Annotated in this window: 23 protein-coding genes; 4 read left to right on the plus strand and 19 right to left on the minus strand. The window is 35.9% G+C overall.

Translation table 11 applies throughout. The features are described 5' to 3' along the window. Positions 1-48 precede the first annotated feature (48 nt). Entirely contained in the window at positions 49-1,404 is a 1,356-nt protein-coding gene (locus L2B55_RS05315) for a TlpA disulfide reductase family protein (protein ID WP_237849297.1), read from the plus strand. Between the two features lie 3 nt (positions 1,405-1,407). Further along, positions 1,408-2,769 (plus strand): TlpA family protein disulfide reductase, encoded by a 1,362-nt coding sequence (locus L2B55_RS05320; protein WP_237849300.1) that lies wholly within the window; start codon positions 1,408-1,410, stop codon positions 2,767-2,769. 63 nt (positions 2,770-2,832) lie between these two features. Here the strand turns inward: L2B55_RS05320 and L2B55_RS05325 are convergent, their stop codons facing one another. Continuing rightward, a complete protein-coding gene (locus L2B55_RS05325; RefSeq protein WP_237849303.1) occupies positions 2,833-3,720 on the minus strand; it encodes a polysaccharide deacetylase family protein in 888 nt (295 codons plus the stop codon). Between the two features lie 261 nt (positions 3,721-3,981). Here L2B55_RS05325 and L2B55_RS05330 point away from each other — a divergent pair, with 261 nt between their 5' ends. After that, positions 3,982-5,205, plus strand: a complete 1,224-nt coding sequence (locus L2B55_RS05330; RefSeq protein ID WP_237849306.1) for a glycoside hydrolase family 27 protein — start codon at positions 3,982-3,984, stop codon at positions 5,203-5,205. Between the two features lie 93 nt (positions 5,206-5,298). On the opposite strand, the gene L2B55_RS05335 is transcribed toward L2B55_RS05330, so the two are convergent. From L2B55_RS05335 to nth, 18 genes are all read right to left on the minus strand, one after another. Further along, positions 5,299-5,862: a hypothetical protein gene (locus tag L2B55_RS05335; protein WP_237849308.1), complete on the minus strand. Its 564-nt coding sequence runs from the start codon at positions 5,860-5,862 to the stop codon at positions 5,299-5,301. Positions 5,863-6,195: 333 nt separating this feature from the next. Further along, entirely contained in the window at positions 6,196-6,471 is a 276-nt protein-coding gene (locus tag L2B55_RS05340; protein ID WP_237849311.1) for a hypothetical protein, read from the minus strand. A 20-nt stretch (positions 6,472-6,491) separates the two neighbouring features. Continuing rightward, a complete protein-coding gene (locus L2B55_RS05345; protein ID WP_237849314.1) occupies positions 6,492-7,079 on the minus strand; it encodes a hypothetical protein in 588 nt (195 codons plus the stop codon). Between the two features lie 97 nt (positions 7,080-7,176). Further along, complete coding sequence (locus tag L2B55_RS05350) at positions 7,177-7,734, minus strand: hypothetical protein (RefSeq protein ID WP_237849317.1); 558 nt, start codon at positions 7,732-7,734, stop codon at positions 7,177-7,179. Between the two features lie 19 nt (positions 7,735-7,753). Then, a complete protein-coding gene (locus tag L2B55_RS05355; protein WP_237849320.1) occupies positions 7,754-9,187 on the minus strand; it encodes a tetratricopeptide repeat protein in 1,434 nt (477 codons plus the stop codon). A gap of 39 nt (positions 9,188-9,226) precedes the next feature. Beyond that, positions 9,227-10,204: a hypothetical protein gene (locus L2B55_RS05360; RefSeq protein WP_237849323.1), complete on the minus strand. Its 978-nt coding sequence runs from the start codon at positions 10,202-10,204 to the stop codon at positions 9,227-9,229. A 52-nt stretch (positions 10,205-10,256) separates the two neighbouring features. After that, complete coding sequence (locus L2B55_RS05365; RefSeq protein WP_237849326.1) at positions 10,257-11,126, minus strand: hypothetical protein; 870 nt, start codon at positions 11,124-11,126, stop codon at positions 10,257-10,259. 4 nt (positions 11,127-11,130) lie between these two features. Next, entirely contained in the window at positions 11,131-11,886 is a 756-nt protein-coding gene (locus tag L2B55_RS05370) for an ankyrin repeat domain-containing protein (protein WP_237849329.1), read from the minus strand. Positions 11,887-11,994: 108 nt separating this feature from the next. Beyond that, a complete protein-coding gene (locus L2B55_RS05375; RefSeq protein WP_237849331.1) occupies positions 11,995-12,159 on the minus strand; it encodes a hypothetical protein in 165 nt (54 codons plus the stop codon). A gap of 15 nt (positions 12,160-12,174) precedes the next feature. After that, positions 12,175-13,398: a hypothetical protein gene (locus L2B55_RS05380; RefSeq protein ID WP_237849335.1), complete on the minus strand. Its 1,224-nt coding sequence runs from the start codon at positions 13,396-13,398 to the stop codon at positions 12,175-12,177. A 53-nt stretch (positions 13,399-13,451) separates the two neighbouring features. Continuing rightward, on the minus strand, positions 13,452-14,201 hold the full coding sequence (locus L2B55_RS05385; protein ID WP_237849338.1) for a WG repeat-containing protein: 750 nt from the start codon (positions 14,199-14,201) through the stop codon (positions 13,452-13,454). Then, the gene (locus tag L2B55_RS05390; protein WP_237849341.1) at positions 14,158-15,135 is read right to left on the minus strand and encodes a hypothetical protein; all 978 of its coding nucleotides are present in this window, start codon (positions 15,133-15,135) and stop codon (positions 14,158-14,160) included. Before L2B55_RS05390 ends, L2B55_RS05385 begins: the two co-directional genes overlap by 44 nt. An 18-nt stretch (positions 15,136-15,153) precedes the next feature. Then, a complete protein-coding gene (locus L2B55_RS05395) occupies positions 15,154-15,915 on the minus strand; it encodes a hypothetical protein (protein WP_237849344.1) in 762 nt (253 codons plus the stop codon). A 126-nt stretch (positions 15,916-16,041) separates the two neighbouring features. Further along, positions 16,042-17,970, minus strand: coding sequence for a histidine kinase (locus tag L2B55_RS05400; protein WP_237849346.1), 1,929 nt, complete (start codon positions 17,968-17,970; stop codon positions 16,042-16,044). Continuing rightward, positions 17,970-18,719, minus strand: a complete 750-nt coding sequence (locus L2B55_RS05405) for a LytR/AlgR family response regulator transcription factor (RefSeq protein WP_237849349.1) — start codon at positions 18,717-18,719, stop codon at positions 17,970-17,972. The genes L2B55_RS05400 and L2B55_RS05405 overlap by 1 nt, the downstream gene beginning before the upstream one ends. Positions 18,720-18,832: 113 nt before the next feature. Continuing rightward, complete coding sequence (locus tag L2B55_RS05410) at positions 18,833-21,469, minus strand: outer membrane beta-barrel protein (RefSeq protein WP_237849352.1); 2,637 nt, start codon at positions 21,467-21,469, stop codon at positions 18,833-18,835. A gap of 191 nt (positions 21,470-21,660) precedes the next feature. Next, positions 21,661-22,680: a recombinase RecA gene (gene recA / locus L2B55_RS05415; RefSeq protein WP_237849354.1), complete on the minus strand. Its 1,020-nt coding sequence runs from the start codon at positions 22,678-22,680 to the stop codon at positions 21,661-21,663. A gap of 75 nt (positions 22,681-22,755) precedes the next feature. After that, positions 22,756-23,433: an endonuclease III gene (gene nth / locus L2B55_RS05420; RefSeq protein ID WP_237849357.1), complete on the minus strand. Its 678-nt coding sequence runs from the start codon at positions 23,431-23,433 to the stop codon at positions 22,756-22,758. A 183-nt stretch (positions 23,434-23,616) separates the two neighbouring features. Here nth and L2B55_RS05425 point away from each other — a divergent pair, with 183 nt between their 5' ends. After that, the gene (locus L2B55_RS05425; protein ID WP_237849359.1) at positions 23,617-25,296 is read left to right on the plus strand and encodes a SulP family inorganic anion transporter; all 1,680 of its coding nucleotides are present in this window, start codon (positions 23,617-23,619) and stop codon (positions 25,294-25,296) included. Positions 25,297-25,299: the final 3 nt, after the last annotated feature.

Consider the following 25,299-nt stretch of genomic DNA (forward strand, 5'->3'; position numbering starts at 1 on the left):
ATTTCAGTGTGAACAGCCCCATCAATTTTTTTAGTTTGAATTTTAACAATGAAGAAGATATTAAGACAAGTTGCCATCATTTCATTTGGGGTGATGTTTACAATCCAAGCTTACGCTGGAGACGGCATCAAAACTATAGTGAAAGGTTCGGTTCAAGGCTCAGAAATTAAATCGGTCCTGATGTCGAGACGCGATGGGATGCGTGAAACTAAGATCACTGATTCCATCGAATCCGACGGCCAATTTCAGTTGTCAATGAATCTAAAGCAGCCTGGGTTTTACGTGTTGTCAACCAATTCGACCAACTTGGACGCAGTGGAAATGTACTTAAGGCCGGGGGATCAAATTTCAATCAATATGGAAAAAGATCAGGTGGTAATGAGCGGTAAGGGAAGTGGGTTAAATCAGTTTCTATATAAAATTCAAAAATCGATGCCCTACCAAGGCTCGGTTGCCAGTTTCACCCAAACTTATAATGACCGAGTAAAGGCCATTCACAATTCAAGTGATGAAGAGGTTATTCGCAACAAAGCGATCTTATTGGGCAATGAACAAGGGAAATATCTGGATAAGGTATTTGGTCCGGTAATCGAATACAAAGCGCATGGTGGTACTCCGGATATGATGGAGGTGAATTTTGCCGATCTGAACATACGCTTGGTTCCTGAAATTACAATTCATCCTAACTGGAACCAAACTGTCACTGAGCTGATGTTTGCCAAAATGAGAGCCGGTCAGTTGAAAGTACGCAGCATCAATACCTGGATAGCAGATTTTGGAAATGCCGTTGATCATCCAAAATTGAGGGAAGAGTTTATCCTTGCCCTGATCAATTATTCTGCTTCGAATGGAGACCTCGCTCTCAATAAAGAATTGAAAGAAGCTTTGCCTTTGATTAAGGACCCAAAAAACATTGCCCGATTAAACGCAATGAAAGGCAAACTTGCCATGAACCTGAATAATTACAAATCTGCTCCGACGGGTACTGATATGAGTGCTTACGCTTTTCATGATTTAAATGGCAAACAAGTTTCAATCAGCGATTATAAAGGCAAAATTATCTATATCGATATTTGGAATACTGGATGTAGGCCATGCATTGCAGAAATGCCTTTCTTAAAGAAAATGGAGCATGAAATGCATGGTAAGGACATTGCTTTCCTTTCTGTTTCTTGCGACTATAATACAGAGGTTTGGAAAAACTTTTTGCAGAAGAGAAATCAGACCGATGAGCATCAACTTATCATGGGTAAAAAAGATCCATTCTTTGAAAAAATCGGCAGATCAGGAATTCCACGATTTGTGATTTTGGACAAAAATGGCAAAATGGTCAACAATAACTGTTGCAAGCGCCCGTCTAACCCATTACTGAAAGTTTACCTTACTGAATTATTAAATCAATAAACAATGAATAAATATTGTGCATTTTTTGCCTTCCTTTTGAGTGCTGTTTTTTCTGCGAATGCTCAATACACAGAAATTAACGGGGTGTCAAAAACCGCCAAGCCGAATGATGTTAGGCTATTTAAGGTGGTTATGGGCCGTATTGAAGAAATCGCGAAAACAATGCCTAATTCCGCGGGCAAATTCAACTTAAAGTTTCAACCTGAGTACAAAGGATATTATGCTATTGGCTTTGGGGATAAATATGAAATTCTGGATAAATACAAGATTTACGCAAAAGGTGATGATAAGATCAATCTTGAGTTGAATGACTCTGCCTATGTGCTCACCGGGAATAATTCCAAGGAGAACCAGGTATTGTACCAATGGTATAAGTTAGCATACAAGGTTGAACGCAGATCGGTTTATTTTAATCGTGGTGGAAGAAGGATGCAAGGGTTCTTCCCTGAATTACAAAGCCTGGTTGAAAAATCACAAAATTGGATGGATGGAAAAGAAACAGGCAATGCCAATTTTGATCAGTTAATGAAAAGCACCATAAATCATGATTTGGCTTATTTTACCATGGCCTATTTGATTTCTCCACGTGCATCAAAGCCAAATCCGAATGACTATACTGCTTTTGTGAAAAGCTTTAACGCCGATAGCTATTTGCAAAATGAAGAGCTGTTAAAATTTCCTTACGGCACCACGTTGTTGAGATGTCTGGTAGCGTTTAAGAGTCAAGACTATTACAATAGCAATTGGGAAAAGCTGTTGCCTGGAATTTCAAACGATGTTTTGAAAGGCGAATTTGTGTTAAGCAAGATGGCTGCTGTTAAATCGTATACCAATTACCAAGAGCTATACGATGCCTATAACAAGTATTTTCTTGCTGATGATCAAAAAGAGCGTGTAAAGAAAATTGAAGCAGGATTGCAGAAATATAAGCCAGGCACAGTAGCTATTAATTTTACTGGCTGGGATGCCTCAGGTAAAGAAATTTCACTTTCAGATTTCAAGGGTAAAATTGTATTGGTAGATGTTTGGGCAACCTGGTGCGGTCCATGTAATAAGGAAATTCCTTACTTGAAAAAAGTAGAGGAGGAGTTTCATGGGAAAGATGTCGTGTTTATAGGTGTTTCGGTAGATGAGCAGAAAGACAAAGAGAAATGGAAGAAATTCCTAGTCGATAATCAGATGGAAGGCGTTCAGCTATTCGCCGGTGGCTGGCATCAATCAACAATTGCTAAGGCCTATGGCATCAACGGTATTCCTAGATTCATGCTGTTTGATAGAAACGGTAATATCATCAATGTTGATGCGCCGCGTCCAAGCGACCCGAAATTGAAAGCAACTTTATTAGACTTGTTGAATAAATCGTAAAGTATCGAAAATGATGAAACAAAAAGGCGAATCGTTTAATATGATTCGCCTTTTTTCATTCTATTAATGAAAGCTGTTATTCATTGTCTTATTTAAGGTATTGGCACTCCAGTAACCGCTTGCAATGATGCGGCGAATGGTAAATAATGGATCTTCCTGATCTTTTTTATCAGCAAGGCTGAAAGCAGCTTTAAAACCTCTTTGTTTTAACTCCGGGAAAGCTTGTTTGTTCCACAATCCAAATGGATAAGCGAAATAATCAATCTTTTTACCAGTAATGCTTTCAAGTGTTTTAGTCGGTTTTTCAATTTGAGTTACCCAGTCTTGTCCTTGGTATTTCTTAACGTTATGATGGTCCCAGGTATGACTCCCAATCACGTTGCCTTCGTCTGATAGTTTTTTTATCTGGTCTTTGCTCATGTATTTAGGACGGCCAATAGATACTGTCATGATAAAATAAACTCCTTTATATCCATATTTTTTTAGTTCTTCATTGGCAACTAAAAATTGATTTTCTTCAGTATCGTCAAAAGTTAACATTACGGGTTTTGTAGGAAGCGGATCTCCGTAAACTAAATAGTTATAAACCTGATCAGGTAGAACAGTATGATAACCGCTATCTGCAAGCATTTTCATATGAGCTTTAAACGTGCTTACTGGAATAATATAATCCTTTGCCGCTTTTGAATCTGATGCCTTCCAATCTCTGATTTGGTGATAACAAAGAATAGGGACTTCTTTTTTAGCTAAAATTTCTGCAACAGACGCCTCTTTTCTATTTGCTGCATTTTCTGTTGCTGCATTTGCAGTAGTCGAATCAATCGGTTTTTCGGTTACATGGCCTGAATTTTGGGTTGACTTCTCTTCTTCTGATTTACCACTTTGTTGACAAGAAACCGAAGACACCAGCATTCCAGCCAGTAATGTATATTTTAAATAATTTTTAAACATAAATTTTTATTAGTGCTGCAAGTTAAAAGAATGAATGCAAAACTAAAGTTGCTACATAAAAGATTTTATATAATTAGGATGGTAGCTAAAAAGTATTATTAGGTAAACGTATAATGTTTGCCAAATACGTTTTTTATATTTTAAAAATGATTATTGGCAGTAATTTTCTGCATTTGAATGGTTATAAATTAAATTTTATTAATAAAAATTAACAATAAATATAAATTTGTTACTATTTCAATTTATACAAACTATAATTTTATGAAAAAGTATTTTTTTTCAGCAGTGTTTTGCTGTCTTGTTTATTTGGGTAAGGGGCAAAATATGGCACAAACCCCGCCAATGGGCTGGATGACCTGGAATTATTTTGCGGATAACATCAATGAAAAAGATATTAAAGAGATTGCAGATGCATTAGTCAGTTCAGGAATGGCCAAAGCAGGCTATAATCATATTTTTATTGACGATGGATGGCAGGGAGGGAGGGATAATCGAAATAATATTATTCCAGATCCGATGAAATTTCCTTCTGGAATAAAGGCTCTTGCTGATTACGTTCATAGTAAAGGTCTTAAGTTAGGAATTTATTCTGATGCGGCATCTTTGACATGTGCAGGTTATACGGCTAGTTTGAATTTTGAGCAACAAGATGCTAAAACATTTGCTTCTTGGGACATTGATTATTTGAAGTATGATTATTGTGGAGCTCCGGAAGATACGGAAACAGCAAAGAAAAGATATGCCGCCATGGCCAATGCCTTACGCGAAAGCAAAAGGGAAATTGTTCTTGGCGTTTGCGAATGGGGAGACAGACAACCTTGGCTTTGGGCCAAAGAAGCCGGAGGACAATTATGGAGAACTACTGCGGATATACGTGATAAATGGAAGAGCTCACAACTTGCAAGTAAACCGTCAGATTTACACAGACTTGGAGCCGGTATTATGGATATCTACGATATTAATGTTGAGTTAACCCAGTACGCGGGTACAGGAGGATGGAATGATCCGGATATGCTGATGGCAGGTTTATATGGCAAAAAAGGTCCTTCTGGCGAATTGGGAGGTAAAGGTTGTACCGATGTTGAATATAGGAGTCAGATGAGTTTGTGGGCAATGATGTCTTCTCCTTTGATTGCAAGTAATGATGTTAGAACAATGAACGAAGTAACTAAACGTATTTTGATGAATAAAGAAGTGATCGCTATTAATCAGGATGCTTTAGGAAAACCTGCAGTGCGGAAAATAAAAATTGAAACTTATGACGTACTAATGAAGCCGTTGAGTAATGGTGATATTGCAATTGCTATACTTAACAGAAGTGATAAAACGCAAACAATTAAAATTAACCTGGAGGCCTTTGGTTTAACCGGTAATTATTTAATAAATGATTTGTGGCTAAATAAAATGATTGGTAAAGGCAAATCATGGAACGGAACCGTTGAAAGCCATGAAACGAAATTGTTTAGATTACAAGCTTCTAAATAAAACCTGAGTAAATCAAAGATCAAAATAGTGTCAATGAAAAAGGCGGTCATCCAATATGATATGACCGCCTTTTTTTATAAAAAATGATTTCGATTAAAGTTTAAGAGCAAGGCCTAAGTTTAGGTAGGTTACCCCGTATCCAAGTTCCATCATTGCAGCCAAGTTATCGTTAAAGTAGTAACGACCGCCAATGTTTAAACCTACAAACATTCCGCTTCCTGCAACGTAGTTGAAACCAGAATCTTTCCATGATACGTTTTCATATCCTAACATAAGTCCGGCGTAAGTATCTAATTTTTTTGCAAGTTCATAGTGTACATTGCCATTAACACCAATAACTAAATCAGTCAATTTTGTTTTGGTGGCTCCAAAGCCGAAGTTATAACCATAATTGTAGCTGGCATATCCGATATAAGGAGCTACACCAAGTCCACACTTGCTGTCGTTGAATAAATTATCTTTTACTGCAAACTCCATAGAAACAGAAAGAGGAGGAACAGTAGTGCTATAGCCATTTCCCGAGTAGCCGGTGCTTGCTAAACCAACACCAAAATTTAATACTTTGTCTCCTTTTAAAAATGTTGAGCTTTGAGCTTTTAATTGGGTACTTGCCGCAATGAAGATGAATAAAAGTGCTAGTTTGATTTTTAGTTTCATTTCAGTGTTTGTTTAAAATTTAATAATAGGTGTAATTTTTAATAAATAGATAAGTTTTGTTCTTTAATAGATAATATTTATTGAGCCAAAGTTATTTAAATGTTCTATAAATGAAAATGTTTTAAAAGGTAAAACTTCGGATACTATTAGAGATTTACTTACTAATTGGACAATTACTTTGTATATCTAACCTCGTGGAAACACTAAATTCGATTTGTTTAGATCTAAAGAACACAAGAAAAGTTCTTTCTCATAATTAAAATGAGTATGTATGTGATTAAAACCTATTATATATTTTAGAAACAGAACAGCCGTTTTTTTTCTCATAAATTGTTAATTAAATTTTGCCAATCCATAGATAATGTGCCCAATCAAAAGAAGTAAAGCAATGATGTGCAAAACAGTATTTTCTTGCTTTCCGTTTATCAGCAGAATTATTTCATAGATTATCAGAAACCCGACTGCAAAAAATGCATAATAAAGCTTTGCCAAATTATAACTGCCTCCACCAATGCCTGAAGATGATCCTTCTTCGTGCAAGAAAATAAGCATGATTACAACCAACGGAATTATTAATAACAGGCTTTTAATGATTAAACTGGTATTCATTGTATATCGTTCATTTAATTTTAGCTTCCTTTTCCAATGCATAGTTTTAGTATTAGGGCATTTCCTCTTAAGCTGACGTTTTGTAAGGCTGAGTGATTGTAATTGGCAATATTATATTGAAGCTTGAGTTGGTAGAAAGCTCGTTTTCTTACAAACCTCATTGTCAATACCGGTGCTATTACAACGCTATGCTTCGTTATATCAGTTTTTACATCAGGATTATAGTAAATTATGTTTCCATAACCCAAAGCGGCTCCTGCCGTAAGAATATAATGCTGTCGAGCTAAAAGTTGTGCGTCATATTCCAGGGTTATTTGTGCGCCAGAAGCTTTGTTTCTTTCAATAATTTCATTATTGTGTTGAAGGTAGAGAGGCTGTTGTGTTTTAGGGAAAATCAGATAATCGACATTCAAGCCCCAAAGCTTTTTTTCTAATTTAATATCAGCATTTATGCCAAGTAAAACAGGGTTACCCAGTAAACAGTTTCCTCCCGTCGCGAACCATGTGCCAGTTGAAATTCCATAATACAAATCAGTATCCTTCACCTGGGCATGCAGAAATGCGCTATTAAAGCCAAAGAATAAAAAAATAAATAGTTGCTTTTTCATGGTAAAGCAAGTGCAATAATTATATCAGGCCTCTCCAAAAAATAATAGTAGGATTATCGATAATGGGTACCTCTTTTTATAGAATTTGTTCATGGTTTTAAAAGCTTTGCGGAAAGTTGTAGATAATCAGTATTAGAATTCCGATTAAGGGATAGCCAAACACAATTAATTTTCTCAATAAAAGTATTTTGTTCGATTTAAAAAGAAGACTAATTAAACACAGCAACCAAATAATTGGCATTAAAAAAGGAATAGGAAGCAGAACAAGGGAAAATGGAATCCAAAACTTATCAATGCCGTAGTTTACATTATACCATCGGGTTATAAAAACTGGAATCAGTTTCTTTTTGTTCAATGTAGATTTAAAATCTGACTCATTGTTAAATTCTTCTATTGTATTATTCTTTTCATTAACGATATAAAATGTAGAATCAATTTCTGCAATGATATGTCTTTTGTAAAAGTAAAAGTGCTTAAACCAAATGCTTGAATCCTTTACTGTTAGTTCTATTAGTCCACCTGCTTCTCCATCATGGTAAAGTTTGTTGCCATTAGGAGTACACTCTTCCCATGCAGAAAGCCCCCCGGCAAAACAGGTGCTCGTAAGTGTAATAAGCATAAATAAGCAGTTGAATAAGTACCTACTCTTTTGCATTTTATAAAGTTGTTGTGGATTATTGATCAATTGCTTCTTCCCAAGCACTAATTATTTTCTCAGAATAGTAGTAGTTGCCGGTTTTTATCAAACTGTTTAAAGTGGAAGTATTGATCGGGATTTCTGGAAATTGTAGTTTGGCATTCTCGATATATTCCTTTTTTTTCTTTGTGTCACCCAGCAAATAGGCTGATAGTATCAGGCCAACATGAGTGTCAATACTCTGAGGGTCTATTTTAAATGATTGTTCAAATGTTTTTTGAGCCTCTTTGTAGCGTTCTGCATCAAGCAAAAGGTAACCATAGTTACTGATTTGTATTGCATCATCTGGATTATGATTGATGTATTTTAGATAAGCTCCTTCTGCTTTTTTGTAATCATGAAGTTCCTGGTACACCTGAGCCATGTTGGTTAATAAAATGGTTTCAGTGGTATCTAACTTCATGGCAACTTCAAAGTCTCGGATAGCTTCTAACCAATCCTTCTTTTGCTGATAAAGCCTTCCGCGTTGAGCATAGTAACCATAAACATTAGGAAGAATTACAATTAGTCTGTTATAAATTTTGAGAGCCGTATTTAAGTCTCCGACTTGTTGATAGGCTTGTCCGGCGTAAAACTCTAAATCGCTGGGGAAATTATCTTCATAACCTACGGGAGCGGTTAGTTCATTTATGCGATATAGGTATAGTTTGTAAACCTCGATTGCTCTTTGGGGATTGGGTACATCGATCAGGCATTTTATATAATTGTGGTAAATTCTGGGATTGTTTTCTCTTTCGTATTCGATTGCTTTATCATAGTTCTTAATTGCATTTTCGTTGTCATTCAATAAATAAAAATTGTTGGCTATAATTTCGAATAATTCTGGCTTTGAGCGGTCCATTTCAAGTGCAAACGTTGCTTCGTCTGTTGATTGTTGGTAGCGTTTCAAATTACCCAAACAAAGCGCTTTGAGTTCATGAAAGTCAGGGTGAAGTGTGTTTATTACAATTGCTTTGTTAATGGTGTCTATTGCGGCATCATATTTCCCTTTGTTGAATAGTTTTAATGCCTCATCATAAAATTTTTCATCTTCTCCTGTTGCCGTAGCCCTTGCTACAGCAATGTCAAATTCAGGTTGAAGTTGTTTGTATTTTTCTTCCTCAATTTTCCCTAAAACTCTAAGAAATTTTATGTTGTTTGTTTTCTCCTCAATTCCTATCTCAAATAATTTTCTGCTTTTGAAATAATCTTTTTGCCCATACGGTTTTATTAGTGCCGCGTACTTTGCGAAATTGGGGTTGTTCTTCATTTGCAGGAAGCAAAGTCTGGGGCTATTGCCCAGTTCTACTATAATTTTATTAGTTTCCTTTCGGAAGCTACGTACATAGTTGATTTCTTTTTGAATTTTATTTTGCCCTAAACTGACTAAAGACATTAGTGTAAGTAGTGCAGTAAGTAAATGTTTCATCATTAATGTTTTTTGGTATATGGAAAGTTTTTTCTCGATCTTTTATTCAGCATGCTTATTCGCCACTTTCAAAAACATGGATTGATATTTTGAACAAAGTGATTCTAACTCGTCGATTTGTTTTTTGCTGTAGTAATGTGTTTTCATTCCATTGGTGTATTCGTTCTTGAGTTGTTCAAATACCCTTGCAGATTTAGTATCATTTCCGTTTGCAAAGCGTTCGTAGTATCCACAAAATGAAGTAATCAAATGGTTCCACAATATTTCTGTTCTCTCGTCATTTGCACTTATTGTTGATGCCTTGATGCAAATTTCGGGCTTGTTAATGTTGCTGAATTGCGGATTATATTCAGGTATTACAGCTGCTTTTTCATCTTCTTTGTGCATCCAAATTTCCTGAGCGGGCATACTTTGATTAGAGACCAATTGAGTCATTGTTACTGCTTCTTCAATGTTATCTTGGGTCATTTGTATAAGGCAAATCAACTCATTGTCTTTCCAGTTGGGCTCTAAACAAGTTGGTTGATAAATGCTAAAAAGCTTTGAATTGATTTCATCGAAGTTTGTTTGCGTTTCTGCTGCAATGGTATAGATGTTGAACGTTGCATTAGCCTCCTTATCATGATAGAAATAACGAGACATATTATCAAACTTAGCATTCTTGTAGTAAGAATCATCTGTCTGCATTTTATCCTGAAAATTTCTATTCTTTACCTTCGCATCCTTCTCATTGCTTATAAAATAGTTGTTGTTAACAATATAACCGCCCGTCTCATTTTTCTTGCCTTCATATTCAACGTTAATTACCACCATATTAGGAAAATACTCTATTCCTGAACTATCTAAATATTGGTAGAGACAAGGAGTGGGTACCTCATTGTTGTATAAGAATTTTCCTTTAAGATTATTGGCCACTGGGGATACATAAACTAACTCTCCGTTGTACCTGAGAACAGAGAGTTCTTGTGCAAAAACTATTTTCGTAGCAAGCAAAAATATAACAATGAATAATGGTCTCATTTTTGGTTAATTGGTTGATTTTTAGTAAGAGGATGGTAAAGGTAATATGTGCCTACAGAACCTTCAGTCTTAGATATTGGTACTGAGCATTTAATTTTCCATCTTGGTGCCAAAATTCCTTTGAATGAAAGGCTACAAAATAGAAATAACCATCAGTGCTCCAGAAGGCAACGTCTTCTTCAGTAGCAGGCATCCAATTGGTAAAGCTTGCTCCCATAATGAACTTCATCTTTCCGTTGTTGATAGAGTATAATTCGAGGTCTCCTGTAGTTTCGTATGGGTTGGGCTTAATACAAACAATGCTCTTTTTATCAGCTGAAATAAAGGGGTAGTCTCCGAAGGTTTCTGACTCACCGCTTGTTTTGTCGATAAGTTTATAATCCGAATCCTCCCAGTAAGAACCAGAAATAACATACTTATTCAGGAACTCTATTTGCCCTACATAATTGTAAACCTGACGGTCCTCTTCTGCATCCGGCTTATCGACATATTGCACGGTATTCTTCTTGCATATAAGTTCAATTACACCGTCGTTTTTGGTGAGGGCTAAGGTGTCGGCAAGTAAGAAATCTACACTTGAGACTTTCTTTGCTTCAAAAAGCGATTGGTCAATTACTTCTAGCTCTAGGTATTGCTTGAGAGGTTTTCCATCTTTATAGTGTTCAAGCTTTTCACCCTCCTGTAAAAAAGAGACCATGTTTAAATCCTGACTTGTAAGTTTAGCTAAATCGAATTCAGTATTATTTAAATGATTTGAATCAATTTCAGCCTTTTTATATACACTTGGAGTTATTTTAACAGTGTCTGTAACAAGGGCGCTATTCTGAGATTTGACAGTTGTTTTGGCATTGTCACAACCCAAAATTAGAAGTGCAGAATACAAAATAGTTAAATAACGAAATGACGGATGCTGATAGTTCATTGTATTAACTAAGTAGCTTAACTATTTCTACGTGTTTTAACTTCTTTGCTATTTTAATTGGTTTTTCGCCATAGTAAATGTCGTCACCGCAATCATAAGTCTCGGGTTTGTTTTTATCAGCCCCTAATCTCAAAAGGTATTTTACCATTGAAACATTGTTCATTTTTACCGCTATTATCAGTGAGGTTTCACCCTCACAATTGTTAGCGTTTATCTCCTCCTTGTTTAGTCTTAGGACATTCAAAACTTCGTAATCTGATCGTCTTGTAGCTGTTTCAAGTACCTTTAATTTACCATCTATTGAGCCTAGTTCCTGGTTGGCGCCTTTAAGTAATAAGAGCCTGGCGCAATCATAATTATTATTCGCCCCAGCTTTACTAAAGGCTTCGGTGTTCTTAATGTCACCGCCTTTGCTAATCAAATACTCCAGAATCTTTAACTCACCTCGCTCTGCCGCTTCTATAACAGCTGATTGTTCTTTACTATTAATATTAGCCCCACCTTCTACAAGCCATTTTATTACAGTAATGTTTTTTTGCCAAATAGCCGCACGTAACGGTGAGGTTTTGCTCCGAGGCTCATAAGATGCAGGGAAATATTTGTTGACAAGTAATTGTTTTACTTTCTCATTGTTATCAGCAAAAATGGCGTCGTAAAACTCTTCTATAGCTTTTTCTGAAGGAACAGAGCTTTTCTGTGCTATAGCTAAATGACCAATTATGATCAATAAAAAAGAGAGGACTAGTTTTATTTTGTTCATTGGTTTGAAGTTGAGTTAAACATTTCTTGCTTTAATTGTGGTGCAATCAATACAGATCATTATCATGAGGATGAAAATCTTGCAGTTTAGGTAATAGCCTGATCATTCTTAAACCGGTAGATAGATTGAAGTCAATACTTGTTGAAGTATCATGGCTCCGTTGGGTTCACCAAAAAAGATTTGTAAGCGATAGAAGTTGTCCTTTGGTGCAATATTTTGCCCCGAAAGTTCCATTGATAGACAAGAAAGCAGTGCCCAGATTAGCTTTTTCATAATAGTTTACCAGAATTAATTCTCATAAAAATATTCGTACACTTCGCTTATTTTATTGTCACCGTTATAATTATATACGGTTTGGGTACAGCCATTAGAGTTGTTTAATGAAATAGTTTTTGATAAAAGCTTCTCATTGTTTTTTGATATATAAACTACCATGCATTTTTCTTCCTTCCGTGTGTTTTCGGTTAATAATGCACCACTCTTTGTGCTGTATAACTTCATTGAAGAGTAAAAGTCTTCTTGTTGATTATATTCGTATTTAATCTTTTGACTTTCAGTTGTCTCTTCAATAATGCGCCCCCAATTATCATAAGTAAGAAGAGCAACTGTTAGCACATCTCCATTGTCATTTAAAGTCTCTTTCTTAAAGCATTGAAATTGGTTGTTCAAGTAAAAAATATTGGAGTGCATCTTGGTTCTCTCATCTACTGTAATGATAGAATATCTGTGCTTTTCGTATTTAAAAACACTTTTTGATCGTGAACCTTTATTGTCAATCTTAACAATGCTATCAAGTAAGTTGTAGGCATTTCTATAATAAATGTCTTCTGAAAACAACTCTCCATTAATGAATGTCGAGTAACATTTCATTAGCCCGTTTCTATCATATAAGGTTTCAATTTGCACTGCACCTTTCTTGGTTTTGGCGCTATCCAGGAAAGTTTTAATAGTTACTTTTCCGTTGAGACAGTTTAAGTTTTGAGAGCTCTTAGGGTAAAACGAAGAGTTGGAGTGCTTTATAAACTGAGTTGCATAGTTTTGATCTACCTTAAATTTTGACTTTAGTGTTTGCTCTGATTTTTTTTGACGTTCTGCAATTTCGGTTTTACGCTTTTGTCCATAATACACTTTGTCATTAAATGGTACTTTGAAATAGACTTCGTATGTTTTGATGTATTTCTGGGGATTGGTTTCGATAATTGGATTGTCTACACCATTTGACAATATCATTCCGCATTTTGGTTTAGGGCCTTTATTGTGAAAATAGTAATAGCCATAATTTTTAAATTCGATGACATTGTTTTTGTTGATATTCAATACAAGTACCTCTTCTGTATCTTTAAAAGCTTCAGCAAATCGTTTATAAACAGCTACATGATCCGCTAACTCGTCGGCATTTTCGACAGTAAAAAATACTAACGAAACTTGTTCCTTGTTATTAATGGCATACAGCTCTGCATCTGGTTCGGGGTTATACGTAAGAAGTGTTTTTTTAGAACAGGCCGTTAGCATTAAGAGGCATGATATTATACAAGTAATTCTTCTCATTTTGGCACGTGAATGACTTAAGGGTTCGATTTCTTCTCAACTCGCCCGTCCTTGTAAACAATGTAGTCCTCTCCGTCAGCTTTTTGCAAAATCACTTTCCCGTTTTCAAACTTATCTATGAAAGTAAATTCAGGCTTTACAATCATTTCGTTTTTGTGATTTATATATCCCCATTTTTGAGGATCAATCATTACGGCGATCATTCCCTCGTTTGCAATTCTGGCGTCCTTGTACATTAGGGGGATCACTATTTCGCCTTTCAGGTTAATCATTCCGTACAGATCATTCTTGCCCACTCGCATAAGTCCATCTTCGGCATAAGAAATGTATTCATAGGTAGGTGCTACAATTTCTTTTCCTTCAAAATTAACCAACCCTAGTTTATCCGCTTTATTCACTTGGCATAGGCTATCTACAAATCCTACACCTAAACCGTCGTAAATAATGGGGACCATGATTTCTCCTTGTCTATTTATAAGCCCCATTCCTAAAGGATTTCTATCAGAATCCATTTTCATAACAGATGCATACTGCGAGAGACTGTCGCTAAAAGAATCAGCTTCATAGGTGGAATCTTCGCAAATCCACCTATCTTCCGCCTTATTTAAATATCCTTTTAGCTTTTCACGTTCGAAAGGCTTTGTTTGCACACTTTTATTTTTTTGAGTACAAGAAATTGCTGCAATACTCAGTAGCAGGAAAAGATACTTTACGATTATTGTTTTATTTCTCATTGTCACATTTAGCTGTAAAAAGGCTTTTTTCATTTATTTTAAAGGGTTTAAAAGTGATGTTGCTTGGGGTTATTTTATCATATTTAAACAAAACTCCTCTTGAATGGTAAGCGTCCTCCTTTTTTTGTGGGTATATATCTTCATCTTTTTCATAATTATATTTAGAGATATAGGCGTTTTTAGCCTCATTAAATGAATAATCCTTTTCAATGTTGATTGATGAATCCTCAAAATCATTATAAGAGGGATTGCAGTAGAGCGTTTTTGTGTTTTTAAATTTTGCAGCAAACTGAATAATCTCATTAATCTCCTTTTTTAGTTTTTTATCCATCGGCAAGTTTTTAAATCCGTGGGAAGAACCATTCAATTCAATTTTTTTGGTTTTTTTTTCTATGAATAAATGCATTTCCTCATGGTAATCTTTTGGATTGTGATAAACGGCAATAAAATCATTGTTCCTACCTAAAGAAAATGTATAAGTGTCCCTTGGGCTGTATTGTTTCTCAAAGCTGTTTTCTAACACTGCATCAACCAAAGAAATAGTAGTGGGTTTTTCTGAGAATAGATGAATGTAAGGATGGTTAAAACAATTAGGATCTATATTAAATACGCGTTGCATCGTATCAGTATTAGCCATGCCAATGAAGGTTTCCTTTTTCTCAAAACCATTAAATTTTACCTTATAGCCTGCTTTTATATTAGGATTATATCTTCCGTATAAATCAAAAAAATACTCAGGGTTTTTCGGCCTCAATACAATTAGGTCCCTTCCCATATGGTCTTTTTCTACTTTCCATGATCCCCAAATTATTGTAGCATAGGCAACTATGTAATAGGCATTGTCTTTCATTAAAAGTAAATGATCTCCCGAGCCATGGTAATACCCTACATAAGCTTTATTTTTTTGAGCACATGCGTTAAAGGATACCATTAATACTAATAATAAGATGTGTAAGCTTCTTTTCATTTTGTCATAGCTGATCTTTTAATTATTGCCAGTTTGTTGCATAATGTCTTCCAGTAACTTGCTATAGTTGAAGTTTTCAAAACTGGTCGGTGATTTTAATTTAATAGCGCTAGTATGCGTGCTTGAAGGCATGCTTTCTTCCATTGTATTGACTTCAGTTTCTGTTAAGGTGCCTTCCGTTTCATTTTTAGCCAGATAAGAATATTCGGAATGAGAGCCTGCACCCATAAAGTAGGCCGTTAATTCATTCAATATTAATTGATCTTCTTTCCAGATATAATCGAAATAGATATGTCCGTTGGGCCCAAGGGCATATAAATCAAATGCAATTTTCCCTTTTTCAATACTCACGTCTTCTGTGTCGAAGATTTTATAATCTTCAGTAGTGTATTCGGCAGGCATAACGGTTTCACTTCTTTTGTATAATTTGAAACCTTGCTTTTGTCCCAATAGTATGATTGTCAACCTTGGGAGGTAGTTGCCTTCTTGGCTGTTTTCTTGCAAAACCAATACTTTGTCTTTGAACTGATCTTGATTTAGGAAACCTTTGCTTTCATACTGTATGCTATAGTTATTCTCTTGTAAAAAATGGGTTAAATTGAATTTTCCAGAGTCAGCTTCTTTAGGTAGATGTGAGGCCGATTGTTTTGATGCGTATTGTGTTGAAGAGTTTGAAGATTGTTTTTGGGAGGAAGAGTTCGAAAGATTTCCATTGCTGCAGGAATAGATGCCAAACAAGAAGCTTAGTGAAAAATATACGTGGCAATTTTTTGAATGCATTTTTGGGTTAAAGTTTAGCTTGTTAGCACAAACCTCAACAAAAATCCCTTGCGTATTTAAGTTGATATAAATTCGCAAGGGATTACCGGCTATTCGTTAAGAATTACTTTAAATCTGTTTTAAGTCCTAAAGGTTTTTTATCGGGAGAATTAATAAAACACACGTTCCCTGATTATTTGAAACGATATCAACATTAGCGTTCATCTTACTTTCTTTTGCTAAAATTTCCAGTCGCTCCTTTGCAATTGTTCCTGATAAAGACTGATGACTTACTTTTTCATTAACTGTTTTTCCAAAGCCATTTCCGTTGTCAGTAATTTTTACCAATAGTTGGTTTTCATTTGGACGAATTTCTAGCGATATCTTTCCATCATTTGGGCGGTGCCCAATGCCATGTATAATGGCATTTTCTACAAACGGCTGAATCAGCATGGGTGGAATCAATATCGTAGAAGTATCTGTTTCGGGTTTGGTAATTTCATAATCAAAGGTGTATTCGAATCGCATTTGCTGTAAGCTCAGGTAATTTTCTATAGCCTCCAGTTCTTCGTTAAGTGGTACGTAGTTTTGACGGCTGAGTTCAAGGCTACTTCTGAGTAATTTGCTAAACTGGCTGAGGTATTTTATCGATTTTTCCTTATCATCAAAGCGAATAAAACTTTGCAATGCAGATAAGGTATTAAAGATGAAATGCGGCTCCATCTGGGTTCTTAACAATTGCTGTTGCAGTAAAATTTTCTCCCTTTCCTGTTTTTGTTTTCTCTGTTTTTGAATGAAATATAGCAGCAATGCCCAGGAAACTGCCAATAATGCTAATAGCCCAATAATGAAAAGTAATAGTTTGTTCTTTTCAAGACGTTGAGTGGTGTAATCTATTGTACGGTTGAGAGTGTTGATAGAACGATCTTTTGCCTGCAATTGGTAAATGGTTGCCATTTCTTCAGTAGCTTGTATGCCTGAGTTTTTCAGGTTGTTATCTTTTAATTCCGAAAGTTTATCTGTTGTTTTTCGAGCTTCGTCAACATTGCCAATAGCGAAATAATAATGTGCTTTCGCCTGCTTATTCAGAGCCTTTTCATAAAAGGAGAACCAATCAGCATATTGCTTTTCAAGTTCATCAGCCTCATTTATTAGCTGTGCAGCTTCTGAAAACTGTTTAGTCTGAACATATAAATCAATAAGATTAGCAATGGTGGTGTAAGTGTTTTTTGCCGCACTTGTTTTTTGTGGATTGGCCAATAAACTTTGCTTGTCATAACCTTTTACCAGCTTATAATAAGGAATGGCTGTACCATATTGATTAAGCAATGAATAGTAATTCCCGGTATGTTCATTAGTAAATCTTAGCTGTATAGAGTCGTGGGTTTTACTTGAAATAGTTCTCAATTCTTTCAAATACAACCGTAAAGAATCAGCATTGTAACTTCTGCTTTCAACATAGGAAGTAAAAAGCTGAGAGTAAGCTCTGAAGTAGTATTTGTAATGATTGTTTGGGAGCTTTTTTAAAAACTTCAGCGCAAGTTGGTTTTGTTGTACAGCCTTCTGGTATTGGTGAATTCTGTTGTTGCCTTGGGCTGCATTTAGCAGGCAAATTACTTTCGCCAGTGGCTTGCTTTGAAGCAAATCATCATTCATTATGATGGCCGCAGATTTATTGAAATAATAAACAGCCTGATAAAATTTGCCTTCAGATTCGGCAATCATGCCAGCTCCATTAAAAATGGTGAATTTTAGTGCATTAAATTCCTTTTCACGTTCAATCAACTCCAGCGCAATATTGATATGGTATTTGGCACTATCGGTTGAAACCTTTGCCAGGTTTTTAGCAATATTATAATTAATAAAAGCCAGGCACGGACTGCTTTCTGAAAATTCCTTCTGTTTGAGCTGATTTGTCCATAGGCCGAGCTTGTCGATTTGTTGGTTTTGCTCTATGCTATCGTTTATGCTTTCCAGTTTTTTTAATAAATCCTGAGGAGCAACATTCTCTTTTTTAGGTTTTGATTGGCAGGAAGCTAACAGAAGCAGAAAAATAATCACAAACGCCCTGTTCATTATTTCAAGAGGCTTAACTGGTCCAAAATAAAGTCTTTTCTGCGCGTAGCTACGGGAATTTCAGAAAGGTCTTTCATCACCATTACGCCTGTTTTTAGGTATTTGTCGATAAAGTTTTTGTTCACGATGTAGGATTGATGGGTTCGTATAAAGAATTCCGTTGGCAAAAGTTCTTCGTAATATTTTAAAGGCTTAGAAGCAGTTACCTTTTTATGGTTCTCCAAATGTATTTGTGTATATGAGCCTTCGCCCGAAAGATAGATGATTTCATTGAGCTTTATCATCTGTAAACAGTCTATAGAAGTAATACAGACTCTGGTATCCATGTCGATGAGCTTTGTTTGGTCCTGCTCTTTTAGGATACTGATTTGATTTATATAATCAGCTTTTTTCGTTTTGTGCAGCTTTTGAATTGCGGCTGAAAATTCTTCGTTGTCAATCGGTTTTAGAAGGTAATCCAATGCGCCAAACTTAATGGCTTTAATTGCAAAGTGATTATACGCTGTGATAAAAATAATGTGAAAAGCAGGTTCTTCTAGCTGATTAAGAATATCGAATGCGGTGCCATCTTTTAACTGGATATCCATTAATACTAAATCAGGCTTTATCTCTTTAATGATTTGTAAAGCCTTCTCCACCGAATTTGCCGTCGCTTCGAGAATTAAATTCTTTTCTTGAGAAACAAGCCATTCTAATTCTTTTCTAACGGCAGGCTCATCTTCAATAATCAATGTTTTAAGTTGATGCATTAAGGAAAGTATTGATCGTCAAATTTAAGCTTTAGTAATGGATGTTTATTGAATTTAATTATTCGTTAAATATATTATGATAGGCTAATTGATCTTAATGCCGGAAAGAATCTCTATTGAGACTGTTTAAATTTATTAAGCCTGTAAGTAAAACTTAACATAAAGTATTGTTGTAAGTTATTGGATTGCCTGTCTTCAATCTGATTGTTGGTGATTGTTCGGTTTATGCTAGTATTTTGTTTTAATAAATCATAAGCATCTATGCTTAGTTTTGCCTGTTTACCTTTTAAGAACTCTTTGTAAATTCCTGCATTCAATAAGGTTACGCTCTTTTTTGCTGTTTGAATTTGATTGGCATTTTTTGAATAAGTTAAATCAGTATTTAAAGCAAAATTCATTGGCAAGTAGTATGAGACATTAACGCTTGATGAGAAATTAATGTAATTCGCATCTTTTAACCCCGGTTGATCATACTGTAAATTGCTATAATTTGCATTACAGTTCATGTTCAGGTCTAAATAGTCTTTGTAGCGGTAGTTAATGTTGTAAAGTATTCCGAAGCCTGATTTTAAAGTTGTTGTTTTGGACCCATTTATATAGGTTGTATTTCTGTTAAGTTGCGCATTAATTCCTGGTTTGGTTTTCAGGTTTTTAATGGGAACTCCCATGTTAACATTGAAATTAAAATTATAATTGCCCGAAACATTTTCAGGCTTACTCAGCTGCTTACCAGTATTTATATCCAATAGACTGTTGTAGGTAATCTTATTAAAGATGGTTGAAAACGAAAGGTTAGCAAAGAGGCTTTGGTTTGATGTAGGATCAAAGTTTCTATAATTTATAGAAAGCATGTTGTTAAACTCAGGCTGAAGATTAGGGTTTCCCATTCGTATATACAATGGGTTGCTATTATCGGGCGTAGGCTGTAATTCTGAAATAGACGGTTGGCGAATATCACCCCTATAGTCAGATCCTATACTTTCGTTTTTTGAAATTTTATAATTTAAACTGGCTTGAGGAAAGATACTTATCCTGTTTTGAGTATATGTGCTGTCCTTTGTTAATGACTTCCCCTTTAAATCTGTTTTTTGAATAGAAACACCTGCTGAATATTCCATAGGATTGTTCAAAGAGTTTCTAGTGCTATTAAAACTTATTCCCACTCGGTTGTAATTGGTTCGATTTCGGTACTCATTGCTCATTAAACCGTTGGTTAAATCGAATTCGTTGTTTAATTCATTGTAATCGTATGTATTTCGCGAACTGTTTTCTATGCTGTTATTAAAATCATAGGCAAATTTCAATGAATGATTTTGAGAGATAGGTTCAGTGTACAACATATTAATCGAATGGTTTGTTGAACTGCTATTATCTGCATTTTTTTGGTTGATAAGCGTTTGTTTCAATGATCCACTAGAGTAATAATTGCTTAGCGAATAATTGAGACCGGTTTGTTCGTTTGAGTTGTAACTGTTTCTAATATTTAAGTTCAGCCGTCTTCGCTTATTTTTAAACCTTGTAGAATAGTTTATATTATTACTAAAATCAGGTGTTTTCATGCCTGAGTTTATGGAACGATTTCCATCGTTTATTTTACCCTCAGTGTTTGATGATTCGAATAAACTGCTTGAAAGAGAATTGCTTTTCCTAAAACTAATACTAGGCGCAATGTTTATTTTGCTAAATGTATTTATCTGGTACTCGAAATTTAAATTAATCGAATGATTTTGGTTGCTGGAATTATTGGTAGACCGATCTGAATAGAATAAAGAACCGCTTGACAGTAGGGTGCTTCTATAAAGTTGACTCGATCTATTATTATCCATTGAATTATATAAGTAGCCAAGAGATAATGATGTCTTTGAACTAAGAGGGGTGTTGATATTTAATCCCACTGAGTAAGTGTTAGAAATGCCTCCTTCTGAACTAACATTGTTAGCAGTTGATAGCAAGGAGAACTGCTGCTCATTATTAAATCGGTGTAGACTTAAGTTACCTTTGTATTGGTTATTACTGCCTGCTCCTGCAGATAGGTTGCCAAATGTTCCTTTCTTTTTATCCTTTTTTACCGTAAGATTAATGATTAAACCGGATTGTCCATTTTCAGATTTTTCAGGATCGACCGTTATTACCTGAACTTTATTGATGATGTTGGCTGGCAAGCTCTGAGTTGCAATTTTTGGATCCCTTATAAAGAAAGGTTTTCCATCTACCAGTACAGCAGTCACTTTTTGCCCCTGAGTTGTAATACTGCCATCTTTTCCCACATCTACTCCAGGCAACTGTTTAATTAACTCTTCCACAGGCGCATAGTCTTTTGTTTTAAAAGAACTGGCGTTGTACTCAACGGTATCCTTTTTTAATACCACCGGAGGGGCTTCTGCAACAACTGTTATTTCATTTAGACTAATAATGGCTGAGTCGAGAAGAAGGTCTTGCTTGTGTTCTAGTTTTTCTTTGGTGATCGAAAAACTGCGACTCATAGTTTTATATCCAAAAAAATTGCAGTATAACTTATAGTTTCCTAAAGGAAGGTTTTTGATTGTATAGAGACCGTCTTTGTCAGAAAAAGTACCACGAACGGTTGAGTCTTGAGTGTTCATTATAGAAACAGCAGCACTTTCAACAACTTGTTGGGTTTTGGCTTCCTTAACTATTCCACTAATTACTCCACGATGTTGAGCATGTGTTTCATACGTAGAAAGAATACACGTACTAACTAGCACGAATAAGGAAAGTAAAAGTCTCATTTAGTTTAGGTTTGGTTGCCAATGTGTACTGGCTGGATAAAAATATTAAACTTGATTTAGAAAAAAGAAAGGCAACTTTAATGAAGTGGTTTTGCTTAGGTATTGAAAACGGTAATAATGCGGATAGAATAATAAAAAACCCCCGACATGTTTGCTCCGGAGGTTTTGTAAAAATAACGTTATGGGTGGAATTAAGCTTCGTTAGCGGCCAGGCTTTCACCAGTAACTGCTTCACGGATCTTAGTTTCTAATTCTTCCATCAATTCAGGGTTGTCTAAAATTAACTGTTTTACAGCATCGCGGCCCTGACCTAATTTGCTGTCACCATAACTAAACCATGAGCCTGATTTTTTAATGATTTCATATTCAACTCCAAGGTCAATGATTTCACCCGCTTTAGAAATTCCTTCACCATACATGATGTCGAATTCAGCTAAACGGAAAGGAGGAGCTACTTTATTTTTTACAATTTTAACTTTTACACGGTTACCTGATACCTCTTCTCCGTCTTTAATTTGACCGGTACGACGAATATCTAAACGAATAGATGCGTAAAATTTCAAGGCATTACCTCCCGTAGTAGTCTCAGGGTTGCCGAACATTACGCCAATTTTTTCACGCAATTGGTTAATAAAAATACAACAACAACCTGTTTTATTGATGGTACCAGTAAGTTTACGTAATGCTTGCGACATTAAACGAGCTTGCAATCCCATTTTAGAATCACCCATTTCCCCTTCAATTTCCCCCTTTGGAACCAATGCGGCAACAGAGTCTATCACGATTATATCAATGGCGCCTGAACGTATCAAGTTGTCAGCAATTTCTAGTGCTTGTTCACCGTTGTCGGGTTGTGAGATCAATAAGTTGTCAACATCAACACCTAATTTTTTGGCATAAAATTTATCAAAAGCGTGCTCCGCATCAATAATAGCTGCAATGCCGCCTTTTTTCTGCGATTCGGCAATGGCGTGTATAGCTAAAGTGGTTTTACCCGATGACTCTGGACCGTAAATTTCAATGATACGACCTTTCGGTAATCCGCCAATGCCTAAGGCAATGTCCAGTCCTAAAGAACCAGTAGAGATTGCTTCGATAGGCTCAATAGCTGTATCGCCCAATTTCATAATGGTTCCTTTACCGTATGATTTTTCAAGCTTATCTAGGGTAAGCTGTAAAGCTTTTAGTTTTTCAAGTTTATTGTCGCTCATTATCAAGTAGTTTCAGGTAATAAAAATAGTGAGATAAAAATAGAATAATATTTTTTAAAAATGCTAAATTTTTTTTCAAAAAGTTAAGGTTTTGCTATTTTGTTTAGGCGTTTTTAAGAAGTTTTGCTCAAAATATTTGCAAAAGAAGGTGAGTTGGCAAGTGTCGCATTTCGGGGTTCGTGCTAAGCATGTATAGCGTCCATGAAGAATGAGCCAATGATGAGCCACATGCACTTTTTCCTTTGGAATGTATTTTATCAATTGTTTTTCAGCAGCCAATGGTGTTTTTGCATTGCTTGTTAAACCTATGCGGGCAGCAACTCTAAAAACATGAGTATCAACGGCCATGGCCGGCATGTTATAAATTACGGAAGCAATAACGTTTGCGGTTTTTCTGCCAACCCCTGGCATTTTTTGTAGTTGTTCGACACTCGATGGCACCTGGTTATTAAACTGTTCAACAAGTATTTTGGCCATACCAACTAGATGTTTGGCTTTGTTGTTAGGGTAGCTAATGCTTTTAATATAAGTAAATACTTCGTCAGAAGTGGTGGCTGCTAATGATTGGGCATTTGGATAACGTTCAAAAAGCGCAGGCGTTACCATATTTACTCTTTTATCAGTACACTGTGCAGAAAGAATTACCGCTACTAATAATTCATACGGGTTGGAATAGTTTAATTCAGTTTCGGCATTGGGTTGATGTTCGGAGAAATAATCTATAAAAGCTGTATAACGATCTTTTTTGAGCATGTTCAAAGATATGGTTCTTTTTATTCCTTAGAAGAAAATAAATCAGGCATAATTAATGATGTCTCATAATTTGATTATTGCCGCTAATTTGTTAAATTTCTAACTACCTCTTTGTACTTCAGTTTGTTGTTTTGGATAGCTGATAGTAGAAAAGATACCCATAGGGTCTGATTGATCTTGCCTATGCCTGATAAAGCGAATAAGTTTGGTTTATTACCCAGTTGGCTTTCTAATTATGAAAAGTCGTGGTTGAGATTTGATGTAATAGCTGGGTCAGTAGCAGCAGCTGTGGTTATTCCCAAGGCTATGGCATATGCAACTATTGCTGGGTTGCCTGTTCAGGTAGGGTTGTATACAGTTCTAATCCCCATGGTAATTTATGCACTTAGTGGAACTTCTAGGGCTCTAAGTGTAAGTACTACCACAACTATTGCCGTGCTTACTGCAACAGAACTAGAAGATTTGAATACGATTCATAATCCCAACTTATTAATTACTGCTTTAGTTACCTTAACATGTTTGGTTGGGATAATACTCTTGCTGTCCGCTGTAATGCGTTTGGGGTTTATTGCCAATTTTATATCTGAACCGGTACTTATAGGGTTTAAGGCAGGAATTGGGATGGTTATCATTCTTGATCAGATTTCAAAGTTGCTTGGGATTCACTTTTCAAAAGGCTCTTTTATTCATAATCTGTCATCCATAATACAACTATTGCCAGAGTCATCCATTCCAACATTAGCGTTAGGGGTGATTATGATTATTTTGCTAATGGGATTAGAACACTTCTTTCCCAAGGTGCCAGCCCCTCTGATTGCTGTAGCACTTGGTATAACGATTATGAAGGTTCTTCATTTGCAAAGCTTTGGAATAGAGCAGGTGGGATACATTCCCAAAGGATTGCCTTCAATAGTTTGGCCAGATGTATCCTTGGTAAGTCAGCTTTGGGGTGGAGCGTTAGGCATAGCTCTGATGAGTTTTACAGAAACTATTGCCGCGGGCAGGGCCTTTTCAAAAGGTGATGAACCTCCAATTAAAGCTAATCGGGAATTGTTGGCAACAGGGTTGGCAAATACAGGTAGTGCAATATTTGGGGCCATGCCCTCTGGTGGAGGAACTTCTCAAACTGCTATAAATCGTATTGCAGGATCTAAAACACAGGTTTCTGCATTGGTCACAGCTGGAATTGCATTGTTAACCATGCTTTTTATTGCTCCACTGTTAGGGAGTATGCCTCAGGCTACTCTGGCCGCAGTTGTAATTGTCTATTCTATAGGCTTGATCAAAACCAGGGATTTTAGGGAAATATTAAAAATAAGAAGAACAGAATTCATTTGGGCCTTAGTTGCATTGATTGGGGTGGTTTTGTTTGGCACACTCAAAGGAATCGTTGTTGCCATTATTGTTTCGTTAATAGCTCTTGCTCAACAAGTAGCCGATCCTCCTTTAAGAGTGCTGGGACGTAAGCCCGGAAGCAATGTTTTTCGGCCATTATCAGTGGAGCATCCTGAAGATGAAACCTATCCAGGATTATTAATCCTCCGGCCGGAAGGTCGTATATTCTTTTTAAATGCTTCAAGGGTAGGAGAAAAGATTAATGCCTTGCTTAGTAAGTATAAGCCTCGGGTAATTGCAATTGATTTTAGTGGGGTATTTGATCTTGAGTATACGGCTTTAAAGATGCTTATCGAAGCAGAGAAAAGGCTAAGTAATGCCGGTATTTCGGTGTGGCTGGTTGGGCTTAATCCAACAGTGTTGGAAATGGTTAATCGTTCATCGCTTAGTGAAACGCTTGGGTTAAGTCGAATGCATTTTAGTCTTGAACTTGCAGTTAAAAAGTTTAATGAGGAAAAAGGTAATTAATGG

It is taken from the genome of Solitalea lacus (assembly GCF_022014595.1).
GTDB lineage: Bacteria > Bacteroidota > Bacteroidia > Sphingobacteriales > Sphingobacteriaceae > Solitalea > Solitalea lacus.